12 protein-coding genes are annotated in these 16,459 nt (G+C 69.3%); 2 read left to right on the top strand and 10 right to left on the bottom strand.

The features are described 5' to 3' along the window. Positions 1 to 19: 19 nt before the first annotated feature. The 4 genes from ACX1D0_RS02265 to ACX1D0_RS02250 are packed head-to-tail and all read right to left on the bottom strand — an operon-like array spanning position 20 to position 4,100. Positions 20 to 1,975 carry a TIGR03960 family B12-binding radical SAM protein gene (locus ACX1D0_RS02265; RefSeq protein ID WP_459019289.1) on the bottom strand — a complete coding sequence of 652 codons (1,956 nt, stop codon included), beginning with the start codon at positions 1,973 to 1,975 and terminating at the stop codon, positions 20 to 22. 36 nt (positions 1,976 to 2,011) lie between these two features. Then, the gene (gene ndk / locus ACX1D0_RS02260; protein WP_459019288.1) at positions 2,012 to 2,419 is read right to left on the bottom strand and encodes a nucleoside-diphosphate kinase; all 408 of its coding nucleotides are present in this window, start codon (positions 2,417 to 2,419) and stop codon (positions 2,012 to 2,014) included. Beyond that, a complete protein-coding gene (locus ACX1D0_RS02255; RefSeq protein ID WP_459019287.1) occupies positions 2,416 to 2,769 on the bottom strand; it encodes a DUF4233 domain-containing protein in 354 nt (117 codons plus the stop codon). The genes ndk and ACX1D0_RS02255 overlap by 4 nt, the downstream gene beginning before the upstream one ends. Beyond that, positions 2,766 to 4,100 carry a bifunctional folylpolyglutamate synthase/dihydrofolate synthase gene (locus ACX1D0_RS02250; protein WP_459019286.1) on the bottom strand — a complete coding sequence of 445 codons (1,335 nt, stop codon included), beginning with the start codon at positions 4,098 to 4,100 and terminating at the stop codon, positions 2,766 to 2,768. Before ACX1D0_RS02250 ends, ACX1D0_RS02255 begins: the two co-directional genes overlap by 4 nt. Positions 4,101 to 4,241: 141 nt before the next feature. On the opposite strand from ACX1D0_RS02250, the gene ACX1D0_RS02245 reads away from it, so the two are divergent. Together ACX1D0_RS02245 and valS are read left to right on the top strand one after the other, a co-directional pair. Next, positions 4,242 to 5,057 (top strand): DsbA family protein, encoded by an 816-nt coding sequence (locus ACX1D0_RS02245; RefSeq protein WP_459019285.1) that lies wholly within the window; start codon positions 4,242 to 4,244, stop codon positions 5,055 to 5,057. 42 nt (positions 5,058 to 5,099) lie between these two features. Then, positions 5,100 to 7,670 (top strand): valine--tRNA ligase, encoded by a 2,571-nt coding sequence (gene valS / locus ACX1D0_RS02240; RefSeq protein WP_459019284.1) that lies wholly within the window; start codon positions 5,100 to 5,102, stop codon positions 7,668 to 7,670. On the opposite strand, the gene ACX1D0_RS02235 is transcribed toward valS, so the two are convergent. From ACX1D0_RS02235 to ACX1D0_RS02210, 6 genes are all read right to left on the bottom strand, one after another. Then, a complete protein-coding gene (locus ACX1D0_RS02235; protein ID WP_459019283.1) occupies positions 7,667 to 8,911 on the bottom strand; it encodes a D-arabinono-1,4-lactone oxidase in 1,245 nt (414 codons plus the stop codon). The genes valS and ACX1D0_RS02235 overlap by 4 nt on opposite strands. A gap of 2 nt (positions 8,912 to 8,913) precedes the next feature. Continuing rightward, positions 8,914 to 12,147 (bottom strand): S41 family peptidase, encoded by a 3,234-nt coding sequence (locus ACX1D0_RS02230; protein WP_459020364.1) that lies wholly within the window; start codon positions 12,145 to 12,147, stop codon positions 8,914 to 8,916. Then, complete coding sequence (locus ACX1D0_RS02225; RefSeq protein WP_459019282.1) at positions 12,144 to 13,679, bottom strand: ATP-dependent DNA ligase; 1,536 nt, start codon at positions 13,677 to 13,679, stop codon at positions 12,144 to 12,146. The genes ACX1D0_RS02230 and ACX1D0_RS02225 overlap by 4 nt, the downstream gene beginning before the upstream one ends. Positions 13,680 to 13,713: 34 nt before the next feature. Further along, the gene (clpX, locus tag ACX1D0_RS02220) at positions 13,714 to 14,994 is read right to left on the bottom strand and encodes an ATP-dependent Clp protease ATP-binding subunit ClpX (protein ID WP_459019281.1); all 1,281 of its coding nucleotides are present in this window, start codon (positions 14,992 to 14,994) and stop codon (positions 13,714 to 13,716) included. Positions 14,995 to 15,147: 153 nt separating this feature from the next. Next, positions 15,148 to 15,747 carry an ATP-dependent Clp protease proteolytic subunit gene (locus ACX1D0_RS02215; RefSeq protein ID WP_459020363.1) on the bottom strand — a complete coding sequence of 200 codons (600 nt, stop codon included), beginning with the start codon at positions 15,745 to 15,747 and terminating at the stop codon, positions 15,148 to 15,150. 41 nt (positions 15,748 to 15,788) lie between these two features. After that, positions 15,789 to 16,385, bottom strand: coding sequence for an ATP-dependent Clp protease proteolytic subunit (locus tag ACX1D0_RS02210; RefSeq protein ID WP_459020362.1), 597 nt, complete (start codon positions 16,383 to 16,385; stop codon positions 15,789 to 15,791). Positions 16,386 to 16,459: the final 74 nt, after the last annotated feature.

Here is a 16,459-nt window from a genome sequence, read left to right as displayed (position 1 = left end):
TAGCGGTTCTGGACCGCCCTCACGACAGCGCGGGCTTGGCCACCGAGAGCGGGAGGAGCACCTTCCCCGTGGGGCCGATCTGGATTTCCGTGTCCATCTGGGGACAGACGCCGCAATCGAAGCACGGCGTCCAGCGGCAGTCCTCCACCTCGCGCTCGTCGAGCGCGTCCTGCCAGTCCTCCCACAGCCAGTCCCGGTCCAGGCCGGCGTCGAGGTGGTCCCAGGGCAGGACCTCCTCGTATCCCCGCTCGCGTGTGGTGAACCAGTCCAGGTCCACGCCGAACGCACCCAACTCCTCCGTGGCGGCAGCCGTCCACCGCTCGTAGCTGAAGTGTTCGCTCCAACCGTCGAACTTGCCGCCCTCGCGCCAGACCCGCTCGATGACCCGGCCGACGCGACGGTCCCCGCGCGACAGCAGGCCCTCGATGACTCCCGGTTTGCCGTCGTGGTAGCGCATGCCGATGGCCTTGCCGTAGTTGCGGTCCTGGCGGATCGTGTCGCGCAGCAGCTGGAGGCGGTGGTCGATGGTCTCGGCGCTCGCCTGCGCAGCCCATTGGAACGGCGTGTGGGGCTTGGGCACGAACCCCCCGATGGAGACGGTGCAGCGGATGTCCCGGGTGCCGGACGCCTTTCGACCCGTCTCGATCACCCTGCGCGCCAGGTCCGCGATGGCCAGCACGTCCTCATCGGTCTCCGTGGGCAGCCCGCACATGAAGTACAGCTTCACCTGACGCCACCCGGACGAGAACGCCGCCGCGACCGTGGCGATGAGGTCGTCCTCGGTGACCATCTTGTTGATCACCTTGCGCATGCGCTCGGAGCCGCCCTCAGGGGCGAACGTCAGTCCCGAGCGGCGGCCGTTGCGGCTCAGCTCGTTGGCGAGGTCGATGTTGAAGGCGTCCACGCGGGTCGACGGGAGGGAGAGCGAGACGTTGGACCCCTCATAGCGGTCCGCAAGCTGCTTGGTGACCTGGGCGATCTCAGAGTGGTCCGCCGACGACAGCGACAGCAGCCCGATCTCCTCGAGGCCGGTGGCCCGCAGCCCGCTCTCGACCATGGCGCCGATGGTCTCGATCGAGCGCTCCCGCACGGGGCGGGTGATCATGCCCGCCTGGCAGAACCGGCACCCTCGCGTGCAGCCGCGGAAGATCTCCACCGAGTAGCGCTCGTGCACGGTCTCGGCCATGGGCACGATGGGGTGCTTGGGGTAGGGCCATTCGTCGAGGTTCATCAACGTGTGCTTGCGCACCTGGAACGGGACGCCGTCGCGGTTGGGCGCGATGCGCTGGATGCGGCCGTCGTCGAGGTAGTCCACGTCGTAGAACTTCGGCACGTAGAACGCGCCGGTCGCGGCGAGGCGCAGCAGCAACCCGTCGCGCCCTCCGTCGCGGCCGTCCTGCTTCCATTCCCGGATGATGTCCGAGATGAGCAGCGAGGCCTCCTCACCGTCGCCGAGGACGGCGACGTCGATGAAGTCCGCGACGGGCTCCGGGTTGAAGGCCGCGTGACCGCCGGCGATCACGAGTGGATCCCCCTCGCCGCGTTCCGCCGCGTGCAGGGGCATGCCGGCGAGGTCGATGATGGTGAGGAGGTTGGTGTAGCCGAGTTCGGTCGAGAAGGACACACCCAGCACGTCGAAGAGGCCGACGGGGCGGTGCGCGTCGAGCGTGAACTGAGGGACGCCGGCCTGGCGCATCACCTGCTCCATGTCCGGCCACACGGAATAGGTGCGCTCGGCGAGGATCCAGCTGCGCTCGTTGAGGATCTCGTAGAGGATGGCCACGCCCTGGTTGGGCTGGCCCACTTCGTAGGCGTCCGGGTAGGACAGACACCAGCGCACGTCCACCGCATCCCAGTCCTTGACGACGGAGTTGTGCTCACCGCCGACGTACTGGATGGGCTTGCTCACCTGGGCGAGCAACGGCTCCAGCCGGCTGAAGAGGGAGTGCGCGGGCAGCGCGGAGAGTGTAGTCATGGCGCAGCCAAGGATATCCGCGGGTGGGCGTTTGGCCTATCCCTCGCCGAACCAGAGCGCGATCTCGTGGGCGGCCGATTCGGGCGAGTCCGAGGCGTGCACGGCGTTGCGCCGCGTGGACTCGGCGAAGTCCGCCCGGACCGTGCCCGGCTCCGCCTTCGCGGGATCGGTCGCCCCGTGCAGGGAGCGGACGCGCGCGACGGCGTCCTCGCCGCTGAGCACCATCGCGATCAGCGGGCCCTCGGTCATGAAATCGCGCAAGGGCGGGTAGTACTCCCGCTCCACGTGCTCCGCGTAGTGCCGGTCGGCGAACTCCGGGTCGATGTGGCGGAACTCCATGGCGGCCAGCCGCAGCCCGGCGTCCTCGTAGCGCGACACGATGGCGCCGACGTGGCCGGCCGCGACCGCGTCGGGCTTGATGATGACGAACGTCTGTTCGCTCATGCGTTGTCCCTTCTTTCCTGGACCGCCTCGAGGCGCTTGCCCAGCACCATGCAGGTCACCCAGATCAGAGCGAAGATGATACCCATCGCGTACATCCAGGGGGTCAGGAGGCCGAGCCCGATGAGCACCACCTGCGCCACCCACCCCACGAGGTAGCCCCAGCGCCGGCGCAGCCCGGCTGCGGCGGCGAGGCAGAGCAGCGTGGTCACGGTGCACCATGCGGCCGCCACCCACAGGTTGACCCCGGAGACCTGGATCATGCCGATGAAGGCCAGCCACACCACGACGATCTCGAACACGAGCACCGACATGGCCGCCGACCGCAGCGGGTTGGTGGGATCCAGAATCACGAGGTGGCCCCCGCCCGCAGCAGGTCGCGCGCCTCACCCGCGGCGATGACCGACCCGGCCACCAGGACCCCGGCCTGCGTGCCTGCGGTGTCCGCGAGCATCACGGCCAGATCCAGGGCCTCGGCCATGGTTGCCGCCCGGTGCACCTGATGCGTCGACCACACGGTCTCCGCGAGGTCGGCGAGGTCGTCGACGGGGCGGGCCCGCGGTGATGACGACACCTGGGTGATCACCACCTGATCCATGTGCTCGGCGAAGATCTCCAGGACCTCGTCTGCGTTCTTGTCCTGCATCATGGCCACGACGCCGATCAGCGGCTCGAACGTGAACGCTTCGGCCGTCGCGTCGATGGTGACGCGCGCCGCGGGGGGGTTATGGGCGGTGTCGACGACGATCGGCGGCGAGGTGCGCACCAGTTCCAACCGCGCCGGGGCCTCGACGGCGCCGAGCCCCTCGACGATGACCTCAGCGCTGAGCGGCTGCCCGCCGAGGAACGCTTCGACGGCGGCCACCGCCAGGGCGGCATTGCGGGCCATGTGCTCGCCGTACAGCGGGAGGAACACGTCACCGAGGGCGCCCGAGGCCGTCTCGAGACGCAGCACCTGCCCCCCGACGGCCAGGCTGCGCTCCAGCAGTCCGAAGTCCGGCCCCTCGACCTTGACCGGGGAGCCCACCTCGATGGCCCGCTCCAGCAGTACCCGTGCAGCCTCCGGCTCCTGGCCGGCGAGCACCGCCGTCGAGCCGTGCTTGATGATGCCCGCCTTCTCACCTGCGATCTCGGCCAGCGTGGAGCCGAGGATGTGCATGTGGTCCATGCCGATGGGCGCCACCACCGCGACCACCGGGTTCGCCACGCTCGTCGCGTCCCACGTGCCGCCCAACCCGACCTCGACGACGGCGACGTCCACGGGCGCGTCGGCGAAGGCCGCGTATGCCATGCCCGTGATGACCTCGAAGAACGTCATCGCCACGCCGTCGAGACGCTGCTCGTCGACCATCGCGACGTAGGGCTCGACGTCGCGCCAGACCTCGTCGAAACGCTCCTCGGTCAGCTGCTCGCCGTCGACGCTGATCCGCTCCCGGACATCGCTCAGGTGTGGGCTGGCGAACCTGCCCGTGCGCAGCCCCGCGGACCGCAGGAGCGTCTCGATCATGATCGCGGTGCTGCCCTTACCGTTGGTGCCCGCCACCTGGATCACCGGGAAGGAGAGCTGCGGGTCACCCAGGAGGTGCATGAGCGCCGAGATCCGGCTGAGGCTGGGCGCCACCCGGTGCTCGGGCCAGCGGCTGGTGAGTGCTGCGGAGAGCTGTGCGTGCGTGGTGTCGGTCATGGTGGCCCCAGCCTAGTGCCGGGTCCCCACCCTCCCCAGCCTTCGAGGCTCCTTGCCCTCCATGGATAGGATGAGCCCGGTCCAGTCGCCTGCTTTGTCGGACGTCCGGCCCGTCACGTCGCCCACCCAGGAGTATCCGATATGGCCAACAACTCGTCGCTGAGCAAGCGCGCCGCCCTGCGCCAGCAACAGGAGCTGGAGGAACGCAACAAGCGCACCCGCCGCATCCTCACCGTCGGCGCCGTCCTCGTCGCGGTGACGGTCGTCGCGGTGCTCGCGATCGTGATCGTCCAGGCGCTGGGCCGCACCACGACCGTGGCGGAGGAGCAGCTGACGCCGCCGAACGCCACGGATTCCCTGGGCATCCTGCTGGCGGCCAAGGCACCCCAGGAGGGTACTCCCCATCTGGTGGTGTGGGAGGACTTCCAGTGCCCCGCGTGCGCGGCGCGCGAGGAGAGCTACGGACCCGTCATCGAGCAACTGGTGGCCGACGGTGAGATCACCGCCGAGATCCGCACGGCCTTCTTCCTGGACGCGGGGTTGCGCAACGACTCCTCGAAGCGCGCCGCTCTGGCCGCCGCCGCGGCTGACGAGGTGGGAGCCTTCGACGCCTTCCACCGCGTGGTCTACGCCAACCATCCCGCCACCGAGGGGACAGGCTTCACCGAGCAGCAGCTCCGCGTGGACTTCCCGGCGCTCGCGGGCATCGAGGGCGAGGACCTCACCCGGTACCAGCAGCTGTACGACACCCGGGCCTACAACGACTTCACCGACGAGGCCAACCAGAAGTTCAACGACGATCGGATCGGCGCGACGCCCACCTTCCTGGTGAGCGGCCAGGTGCTGGAGTTCTACGACTCCGAGTCGAAGAGCGTCCTCATCCAGCCCACTGCGGACAGCATGATGGAGGCCATCGGGGCCGCCTACGAGGCCGGCGGCCAGCAGACCGACAGCTGACGCCGTCGGGGCCACCGGGGCGGGGCCATTAAGATCGGGCACATGACGGATTCGAACGCGTCCAATCGCGCCCTCCCAGACAAGCCTGTCCTCGAAGGCCTCGAGAGCACGTGGGGACAGGTATGGGCTGAGGAGGGTACGTACGCGTTCCGCCGGCCGGAGAGCCGCGACCAGGTGTTCAGCATCGACACTCCCCCGCCGACGGTGTCCGGATCACTGCACGTGGGCCACGTGTTCAGCTACACCCACACCGACACGGTCGCGCGCTACCAGCGGATGCGGGGCAAGCACGTCTTCTACCCCATGGGCTGGGACGACAACGGGCTTCCCACCGAGCGGCGCGTGCAGAACTTCTACGGCGTGCGGTGCGATCCGTCGATCCCCTACGACGCCGGCTTCCAGCCTCCGGCGAAGCCGGATCCCAAGCGGCAGGTGCCCATCAGCCGGGCCAATTTCATCGAGCTGTGCCACGAACTTACCGCCGTCGACGAGCTGGCGTTCGAGGGCCTGTGGAAGCAGCTCGGGCTGTCGGTGGACTGGTCCACGCTCTACACCACCATCTCCGCGGACTCGCAGGCCGTCGCCCAGAAGGCCTTCCTCCGCAACCACGCCCGCGGCGAGGCCTACCTCAGCTACGCCCCCACCCTCTGGGACGTCACCTTCCACACCGCCGTCGCGCAGGCCGAGCTTGAGGCGCGCGAGTACCCGGGCGCGTACCACCGCGTGGCGTTCCACCGCACGGGAGGCGATCCCGTGCACATCGAAACCACCCGCCCCGAGCTGCTGGCCTCGGTGTGCGCGCTCATCGCGCACCCGGACGACGAGCGGTACCAGTCCTTGTTCGGTACTACGGTCACCTCTCCCCTGTTCGGGGTGGAGATCCCGGTCCTGGCGCACGAGGCCGCCGAGCCGGACAAGGGCGCCGGCATCGCCATGTGCTGCACCTTCGGCGACCTCACAGACGTCACGTGGTGGCGCGAGCTCAATCTCCCCACCCGCACGGTGATCGGCCGCGACGGCCGGATCCAGGGTGAGATCCCCGAGTGGATCGTCAACCGCGACGCATTCGAGGCGATCGCCGGCAAGACGGCGTTCTCGGCCCGCGAGGCCACCGTCGCGATGCTGCGCGAGAGCGGCGACCTCGACGGCGACCCCAAGCCGACCACGCGCATGACCAACTTCTACGACAAGGGCGACAAGCCGCTCGAGATCGTGGCCACCCGCCAGTGGTACATCCGCAACGGCGGGCGCGACGAGGACATCAAACAGGCCATGCTGGCACGCGGCCGCGAACTCCAGTTCACCCCCGAGTACATGGCGCACCGCTACGAGAACTGGGTGGGCGGACTCAACGGCGACTGGCTGATCTCCCGCCAGCGCTTCTTCGGGGTGCCGTTCCCCGTCTGGTACCGCCTGGACGCCGACGGCGAACCCGACTATGAGGCGCCCATCGTGGCCGACGAGGCCTCACTGCCGATCGATCCGGTCACCGACTGCCCGCCTGGGTTCACCGCCGAGCAGCGGGATCAGCCTGGCGGATTCATGGCGGACCCGGACGTGATGGACACCTGGGCTACGTCGTCGCTCACTCCCCATCTGGCCACCGGCTGGGAGCGCGACGACGAACTCTTCGCATTGACCTTCCCGATGGACGTGGCCCCGCAGGCCCACGACATCATCCGGACCTGGCTGTTCAGCCGCGTGGTGAGGGCCCACTTCGAGAACGGCTCCCTGCCGTGGAAGCGCGCCACCATCTCGGGCTTCGTGGTTGACCCGGACCGCAAGAAGATGAGCAAATCCAAGGGCAACGTCGTGCTGCCCACCGACATCCTGGACAAGTACGGCTCGGACGCCGTGCGGTGGCGCGCCGCGATGGCGCGCCCCGGGATGGACTCGCCCTTCGACGAGACCCAGATGAAGGTGGGTCGTCGCCTGGCGATGAAGATCCTCAATGCGGGCAAGTTCGTGCTCACGATGGCCGAGAACCCAGGCGGTCTCCAAGCCGTGACGAACCCCGTCGACCTGGCGATGCTGGCCGGCCTGCGGAGCGTGGTGGAGACCGCGACGAAGGCGTTCGACGAGTTCGACTACACCGGGGCACTCGAGGCCACGGAGTCCTTCTTCTGGTCCTTCTGCGACGACTACCTGGAGCTGGTCAAGGAGCGCGCCTACGGCGCCCAGTCGCCCGACGAGCAGGCTTCCGCGCAGGCCGCGCTGGCTCTGGCGCTCGACGTCCAGCTGCGGCTGTTCGCCCCCATCCTGCCGTTCGTCACGGAAGAGGTGTGGCGCTGGACGCACGGCGCTTCGGTCCACCTCGCGGGTTGGCCCACTGTCGACGAGCTTCCCTCCGGCGACCCCGCCCTACTGGCGGACGTGGCCACGGCGCTCATCGCCATCCGTGGCGCCAAATCGACGGCGAAGGTCTCGATGAAGGCCGAAGTGTCGCGGGCGGCTTTCACCGGTCCCGCGGCCGTGGTGGCGCGTCTGCGCACCATCGAGGCGGACCTCCGCGCGGTGGGCAGGCTCATCGGCGAGGTCACGTGGACCCAGGCGGATGCCCCGCTGAGCGTCGAGGTGGAGCTGGCCGAGGCACAGTCGGGGCCCCGGACCTAGAGGCCCAACCGCGCCAGGTAGTCGTTGGCGAAGCGGCGGGCCGGGTCCATCCGGCCACGCAGCTCGGCGAAGTCCGCCCAGCGCGGGTAACGGGCGGACACATCGCCGCCGGGCATGGTAAACACCTTGCCCCAGTGCGGTCGCGCGGTCCCGGGGAGCGTCGCCTCCAGGTCGGGCAGGAGCGCGCGCACCGCCGCCTCGTCCGGCTTCCATGTGAAGTGGAGCCCCACCGTATCGGTCCCGAAGGCCGGCGACAGCCACAGCGGGTCCGCGGCCATCGTGCGGATCTCGCACACGAACAGCAGCGGCGCGATCCTCGACGCGAGCCCGGCCACCGCCTCGATCGCCGCGACCGCGTCCTCCCGCGGCACCAGGTACTCAGACTGCAGCTCGGCACCCACCGACGGGGTGAACTCGAGCCGGAAGTGGGGCAGCCTGTCGTACCACGGCCCGAACACCCCCATCTGAGGCGTGCAGGGCTCGGGATCGATGCCGAGGATGGGGTGTCGCGGGGCCTCGGCCGGCCGGCCACCTGCGGCGACGATGGCGCCGGCGCCTGGGGCCCCGGCGGACTTCACCCACACCTGCGTGATGGTCTCCGGCTCCTGCCATGTGGTGAACATGCTCACGCTCTCGCCGGCGCCGGTGACGGCACCGAGGTCAGCCAGCACTGCGTCCAGACGCACGCCCTCGAAGACGCTCTGCGCGATCTCCCGCGCTGGGGAGACGTCCAGTTCAACGTGCGTGAGCACCCCGAGCGCCCCGAGCCCGACGACGGCGCCGTCGAAGTCCTCGCCTCCGCGCTCAAGCCTCACCAGTTCACCTTCGCCCGACACGAACTCCAGTGCCGAGACCTGCGTGGCCAGCGACCCGACCGCATCCCCGGAGCCGTGAGTGCCGGTCTGGACCGCCCCAGCCACCGAGATGTGGGGCAGGGACGCCAGGTTGGCCAGGGACACGTTCTCAGCCCGCAATGCCGGGATGAGGTCGCCGTAGCGCAGCCAGGCCGGCACCCGGAACGTGCCCTCCCCGATGCGCAGCGGGGCAGCCGTCTCCACCAGCCCCAACGAGACCTGGACGCCATCGGTGTCCGCGATGTCGTTGAAGCAGTGCCGTGAGCCGACGACGCGGACCCGCTCCTCGGACTTGACCAGGTCCTGCAGCTCGGCGATAGAGGTGGGCTCCGCGACCCGCTGGGCCCGGTAGAGGACGTTGCCCGACCAGTTGCTCCCCGGCCCCACGGTCACTCCCTACGCCCGAAGCGTGCCGCACCGAGCTTGGGGGGCACCGATGCCGGGCGCTCGCCCAGCCGCCGGAGGGCCTCGTCGACGGCGCGGTCAAGCTGCTCGTCGGCCTGCGACTCCCACTCGGCCGGACCCATCTCGACGACGATGTCCGGATCCACCCCGTGGTTCTCAAGGCCGAAGCCGTACCGGTCGAACGCGATCCAGTATCGCGGCTGCGTCACCTCGGTGCCGTCCACCAGGGAGAACCGGCCGTCGATGCCGACCACCCCGCCCCAGCTGCGCTCCCCCACCACCGGGCCGAGGCCCAGCTCCTGGGCGGCGGCGGTCACGATGTCGCCGTCGGAGCCCGCGTAGGCGTTGGTGAGGAACACCACCGGTCCGCGCGCGGCCTGGCTGGGGTAGGTGGTCACGTCGTCGTGGTGCCGCGCGCCGTTCCAGCCCACGGCCCGCCGCGACAGCCGCTCGATCACCAGTTCGGACGTGTGGCCGCCCGCGTTGAAGCGGACATCGACCACGACGGCCTCGCAGCGCATGGCCGCGTCGATGAGGCGGTGGAACTCGGCCCAGCCGCGCGCCACCATGTCCGGGACGTGCACGTAGCCGACGCGCCCGCCAGACCGCTCGCGCGTGTAGGCGACCCGGCCCGCAACCCACTCGTGGTACCGCATGGGCGCCTCGCTGGAGGTGGGCACCACCGCGACCCGCCGCCGCTGGCGACCCTGGACCAGCGTCAACTCGACCACCTTGTCCGCAGCCCCCTGCAGCAGGGCGCCGATGTCCGTGACATCCGCCGTGGATCGGCCGTCCACGGCGGCGATCACATCACCGGGACTCGCCGCGACCCCGGCGGCACGCAGCGGCGAGCGCGCGGACGGGTCCGATGTCTCGCCCGGGAGGATGCGGGAGATGACCACCTCGCCCTTCGCGTTGCGCGTGTACTCAGCGCCCAGAAACGCGACGTGGAGGCCTTCGTGGTGCGGCGACGGTGGGTCGATGTAGGCGTGAGAGGTGTTGAGCTCCCCCACCGTCTCCCACAGGACGTCGACCAGCTCGTCGTGCGTCGTGATCCGGTCAAGCAGCGGCCGGTACCGTGCGACGGCCGCGGCCCAGTCCGTGCCGTCGAAGTCCTCACGCCAGAAGTGGTCGCGCATGAGGCGCGCGTTCTCCTCGAACATCTGGCGCCACTCGGACCGCGGGTCCACCTCGCGACGGAGGCGGCTCAGGTCCACCGGAATCTTGGCGTCGTCCCCGTCGGGCTCGTGGTCCGCCTGCTGCACCCAGATCTCGTCGCCGTTGCGCACCACGAGCCGCTCGCCGTCGCCGCTGATCGCGGCCCCGTCGCACCCGTCGACGACCACGCTCAGCTTGCGGGTCTTGAACGAGAAGTGCTCGATGTGGTCCTTGACCTCCCCCTCGACCCCCGCCCTGGCGGCGCCCAGTTCACCGGTGGACCTGAGCGCGACCCACACCAGGCCGTCCTTGGCCGCCTGGAGCGAGGCGTAGCGTGCAGACGGGACGGGCAGCGGGACCATCCGGTCCTCGGCGCCGTCGAGGTCGAAGACCACGGCCGGCGAGGCTTCCTCCGCCCCGTCGTCCTTCTTGTCCCCGCTCTTCCGCTCGTCCTTCTTGTCCTCGTCCTTGTCATCCGGCTCGCTGATGGGCCACCCGTCCGCCGACGGCCCGAACGGTGCGGGCTCGGTGGCGCTCAGCGGCACCAGCCAGGGGCGGGTCGAGTTGGTGAAGGCGAGGTCGAAACCCAGCTCGTCGTAGGTCGGGTCGATGGTGCGGCTGGACAGGAAACACAGGTACTTGCCGTCTGGCGTGAACGTCGGGGAGAAGTCGTTGAACTGGCCGCGGGTGAGCGTGAACCCCTCGTCGTTGACGAGGTCGTGGCCGACGAGTTGGCCCTGGAGACCCTCGTTGGCCACGGCGTTGCGCCACACGAGGTATCGGCCGTCCGGCGACCACGTCAGGCCGGTGGGTTCACCGACGGGCGACCTGCCGACTTTCTTCACGGATCCGCGACCTACGTCCACCAGGTAGACCGTCCCGTCGTGGCTTCCCACGGCCACCTTGCTGCCGTCGTGGTTGGGCTGCATCGCCATGACCCGCCCGAGCCGGCCGGCGGCGACCCGCCGCGGCGCGCCGTATCCGTCCAGTTGGCGGATCTCCAGCGCGTCCTCGCCGGACTCATCGGTCACCCATACTCCCCGCCCGGTCTGGGCAAGGAAGTGCGGCTCGCGCAGCCGTGCACCGGGGGTTTCCGCAACTGCGCGGGCCGGCCCCCCACGGTGCGTGAGCAGGTAGGCCGCCCCCCGCCACTCGACCAGCGAGGAGTCACCACCGTGGTCGGGCGCGATCGCCTCGAGCCTCTCCGTGGGCGAGATCGGCATCGGCTGCGGCCGGCCGACCGGTACGAGGATGTCGAGCATCTGGGGCTCCGCCTTCAGCGAGGCGAGGTAGTGCAGCCGTCCGCGCGCGTGGTACACCACTGCCTGCCCGTCGGTGGTGGCGTCGCGGACGTAGCCCTCCTCCGAGGTGTGCCGGGTGTGCTGGCGCAGATCCTTACCGCTTGCGTTGACGGACCAGACCTGCGCCTGAACGTCGGGGCCTTCGCCGAGATCTGAGGTGAACATCAGGCGGTCACCCACCCACGACGGCCAGAACAGGCCGGCCTCCACGTCGGGCAGAAGGCGCTTCCAGTCATCCTGGCCGTTGGGGGAGACGTACAGCCGTGCGGCCATCCCGCCGCGGTAGCGCTTCCAGCCGGACGGGTCGCGGAAGTTCGCCGACGCGATCGCCACGCGCCCCTTCCGGTGCATCGCGGCCGAGGTGGCCAGCCCCCACGGGAGGCGGGTCAGGGTGCCGTCCAGAGCGAGCGAGTACATCGACGAGTCCACGCGGTGGAATCCCTCGTGCTGGGAGCACAGCAGGATGTGCTCGTCGTCCAGCCAGCCGGACACCAGCATCGGGCGGCCGCTCAGCCACGTGAGGCGCCGGGTGCCGCCGTCGAGGTCGACGACGTAGGCGTCCCACCCGCCGTTGGTGGTGGCGGTGAACGCCACGCGCGAGCCGTCCGGGGAGAACCGGGGAGTGCGCGGAGTCTCCTCACCCAGGGTGATCCGGGAGGCGCGACCACCACCCAGGGAGCCCAACCAGAGGTCGTCGTCGGCGACGAGAACCACGTCGTCGCGGTGCAGGTGGGGGTAGCGCAGGTAGCCGTCGGTCACCGTGCCCACGATACCGCCTGGGCCAGAGCCCTGACCGCGTCCAGGGTGTCGGCCTCCTCGGCCGTCTTGTCGTCGCGATAACGCAGGACGCGGGCAAATCTCAGCGCCACACCGCCGGGGTATCGGCTGGACCGCTGCACCCCGTCGAAGGCCACCTCCACGACCTGCTCAGGCCTCAGGTGGACCACGTGACCGTCCCTGCCCGTGCTCAGTTCCAGGAACCGTGCCGTCTGCCACGCCAGCATCTCGTCGGTCATGCCTTTGAACGTCTTACCCAGCATCGTGAAGCCGCCGCTGCCGTCGCGCGCGCCCAGGTGGATGTTCGAGAGGAAACCTTGCCGCCGCCCGCTCCCCCACTCGACGGCGAGTACGACGAGGTCAAGCGTGTGGCGGGGCTTGACCTTGATCCACGCGCTGCCGCGGCGACCGGCGTCGTAGGGGGCCGCGAGGTCCTTGACCACGATCCCCTCGTGCCCCAGCGTCAGCATCTGGGCGAAGAAGGCCTCCGCCGCGGCCGGTTCGCTGGTTATCAGGCGCGGCGCCCTCGCCATCTCCGGGACCACTGCCTCGAGCACGGTGAACCGGCGCCGAGCCGGCTCGTCGATGAGATCCCGGCCATCGAGGTGCAGAATGTCGAAGAACAGCGGAGTGAGGGGCACGGCGCTTCGGAGGGTCGTGACGTCGCGGCTCATGGCGCGGGCTCCGGTCTCCTGGAAGGGCCTCGGCCTGCCGTCCGCGCCCAGTGCCACCGCCTCGCCGTCCAGGACCACGCGCTGGACATCCAGCCCCAGCGCCAGCTCGACCACCTCCGGGAGGCGTGGGGTGATGTCGTCCAATGACCGGGTGTAGACCACCACGTCGTCGCCGTCCCGGTGGACCTGGATGCGGATCCCGTCGATCTTCCCGTCGATCGCGACGTCGCTGGACACAGCTGTGAAGGCGGCGGCGAGGTCCGCGGCCGACGCGGCCAGCATGGGTCGCACCGGACGGCCGACGACCAGCCCGAAGGCGGCCAGCGCACGCTCCCCGCCCTGCATCGCGGCAGCCGCCACCGGCCCCGTCGGCGCGGAGAACATGGCGGCCCGACGCACCAGGCCCGGCGGAACCGACGCCGCCTCGGCGATCGCGTCGAGGAGGAGGGAATCGAGTGCGCCCTGGCGCAGTTCGCCCGAGATGAGCCCGCGCAGCATCGTCTGTTCCGCCGCAGTGGCGCGCTGGAACAGCTCGGTGACAGCCCGAGACCGCTGCCCCTGCGACCCTGGACCGGACAACTGCGCCACCAACTCCAGGGTGGCGTCCACCTCGACAGGCGTGAGGGACGGTTCGGAGGCCGGCTCGGGCAACTCCGCGAGACCACGCCAGCCGACGCCCGTGCGGCGCTGCCGAATCCGCCCGGAGAGGAAGGACGCCACCACCTCCACCTCGTCCATGGCGGCCGCTCTCAGGGCATCGGCCAGATGCCGCCGTTTCTCCAGCCGCGAACGGGTGGCGGCCACATTGGCGGAGGTGACGACGAGGTCGTGCAGCAGCATCCTCAGATCATGCCGGACCCCGCCAGGGCTGGGGTCAGGCCGACAGATCCCGACGGCGGGCCAACTTGGCGCGGGGCACCATGGTGGGCGGCGCTACGCCGTCGACCGCGTCCCGCGTGACAAGCACCTGGGCCACATCCTCCTCCGACGGCACGTCGAACATGACGTCCAGGAGCAGTTCCTCCAGGATGGCACGCAGGCCACGGGCCCCCGTGCCGCGCGCGAGGGCGAGGTCCGCGATACCCTCGATGGCCTCGTCGGTGAACTCCAACTGCACGCCGTCGAGCTCGAAAAGCTTCTGGAACTGGCGCACGAGCGCGTTCCTCGGCTCGACCAGGATCCGCACCAACGCTTCCTGGTCCAGCGGAGAGACGGAGGTGATCATGGGGAGGCGGCCGATGAACTCCGGGATCAGCCCGAACTTGTGCAGGTCCTCCGGGCGGACCGACGCGAACGGATCAGTGTCGGGCGTCCTGGCGTCTGCGGAGTTGTTGAACCCGAGCGGACGTTTGCCGATGCGCGAGTTGATGATGTCGTCGAGGCCGGCGAAGGCCCCGCCGACGATGAAGAGCACCTTGGTGGTGTCGATCTGGAGGAAGTCCTGGTGCGGGTGCTTGCGGCCCCCCTGCGGCGGGACGGAGGCGACGGTGCCCTCGAGGATCTTCAGGAGGGCCTGCTGCACGCCCTCGCCCGACACATCGCGCGTGATGGAGGGATTCTCCGACTTGCGGGCCACCTTGTCGATCTCGTCGATGTAGATGATGCCGGTCTCCGCCTTGGCGATGTCGAAATCCGCCGCCTGGATCAGCTTGAGCAGGATGTTCTCGACGTCCTCGCCGACGTAACCTGCCTCCGTCAGCGCGGTGGCGTCCGCCATGGCGAAGGGGACGTTGAGCATCTTGGCCATCGTCTGCGCGAGATAGGTCTTGCCGCAGCCCGTGGGCCCGATGAGCAGGATGTTGGACTTGCCCACCTCCACCTCGTCGTGCTCGGCGCGCCGACCGTGCGTCTCGTGCTGCGCCTGGATGCGCTTGTAGTGGTTGTAGACGGCCACCGACAACGCCTTCTTGGCGCCGTCCTGGCCGATGACGTAGGTGTCCAGGAAGTCACGGATCTCGCGGGGTTTCGGCAGTTCCGTCACCACGCCACTGTCTGCGGGCTCCGGGAACTCCTCCTCGATGATCTCGTTGCAGAGCCCGATGCACTCGTCACAGATGTAGACGCCGGGACCAGCGATGAGCTTCTTCACCTGCTTCTGGCTCTTCCCGCAGAAGTTGCACTTGAACAGGTCACTCGACTCGCCGATGCGTGCCACGTCGTCCACCTCCCTCGCTCGTAGATGTGCGGTAGTTGTCTGATTCCCCCACCCTACCCGGGAGGGGGCGCCCCCACCGGCGACACTCCAAGCGCCGTCGATGGGCCGGGGCCCGGAGGGTCAACGCCCACCGGGCCCCGTCTGCACCTGCTCTCAGGTGGCGTTCTTCAGCGACGGCAGGATGTCGTCGACGATGCCGTACTCCACTGCCTCGGGGGCGGTGAGGTACTTGTCGCGCTCGATGTCCTTGCTCACCTTGGCCAGGTCCTGGCCGGTGTCGGTGGCCAGCATCTGCTCCATGAGCGCGCGGATGCGCAGGATCTCCCGGGCCTGGATCTCCAGGTCCGACGATTGCCCGTAGCCGCCCTCGGTGGCCGGCTGATGGATGAGGATGCGCGAGTTGGGCAGTGCCAGGCGCTTGCCCTTCGTGCCGGCGGCGAGCAGCACGGCGGCGGCCGAGGCGGCCTGGCCCAGGCACACTGTCTGGATGTCCGGCTTGATGTAGCGCATCGTGTCGTAGATGGCGGTCAGGGCCGTGAACGAGCCGCCGGGCGAGTTGATGTAGATCGAGATCTGACGCTCCGGATCCATCGACTGCAGGCACAGCAGCTGCGCCATGACAGCGTTGGCGACCTCGTCGTTGATGGGTGTGCCGAGGAAGATGATGCGGTCCTCGAACAGCTTCGTGTAGGGGTCCACGCGGCGCATGCCGTAGCTGGTGCGCTCTTCCCACTGGGGGATGTAGTAGTTCATCGTCGCTCCGGTGGGGGCGACGCCCTGGGGCAGGTTGGTCATCACTGGTTCGGAGCCTCCGACTTGATCTGGGATGCACGCTCGTAAACGTGGTCGATGAAGCCGTAGTCGAGCGCCTGCTCGGCGGTGAACCACCGGTCCCGGTCCGAATCTGCTTCGATCTGGTCCACGGTCTGGCCCGTGTGCTGGGCGATGAGGCCGGCCATCGTGCGCTTGATGTGCAGCGACTGCTCGGCCTGGATGCGGATGTCCGAAGCGGTGCCACCCAGGCCACCTGAGGGCTGATGCATCATGATCCGGCTGTGGGGCAGGGCGAACCGCTTACCGCGCGTACCGGCGGAGAGGAGGAACTGGCCCATCGAGGCCGCCAGGCCCATGGCGACGGTGGCCACGTCGTTGGAGATCCACTGCATGGTGTCGAAGATGGCCATGCCGGAGTCCACCGACCCGCCCGGCGAGTTGATGTACAGGTAGATGTCCTTGTGCGGGTCCTCCGCGTTCAGCAGCAGCATCTGCGCACAGATGGCGTTGGCGTTCTCGTCGCGCACCTCCGAACCGAGGAAGATGATCCGGTTGGCCAGGAGGGACGAATACACGTTGTCGGTCATGCCGAGGCCGGCGCCCGCGGGCCCGGCCATTCGGATGTCGTTTCGAGTCTCAGTCACCCCCCTAACCTACCGGCAATCCGGCGGGACCCAAGCGCCGCGGTCCC

It is taken from the genome of Tessaracoccus pujii, assembly GCF_054483895.1.
The sequence above is the reverse complement of the archived record's forward strand: the minus strand, read 5'-3'. Positions and strand labels throughout refer to the sequence as shown.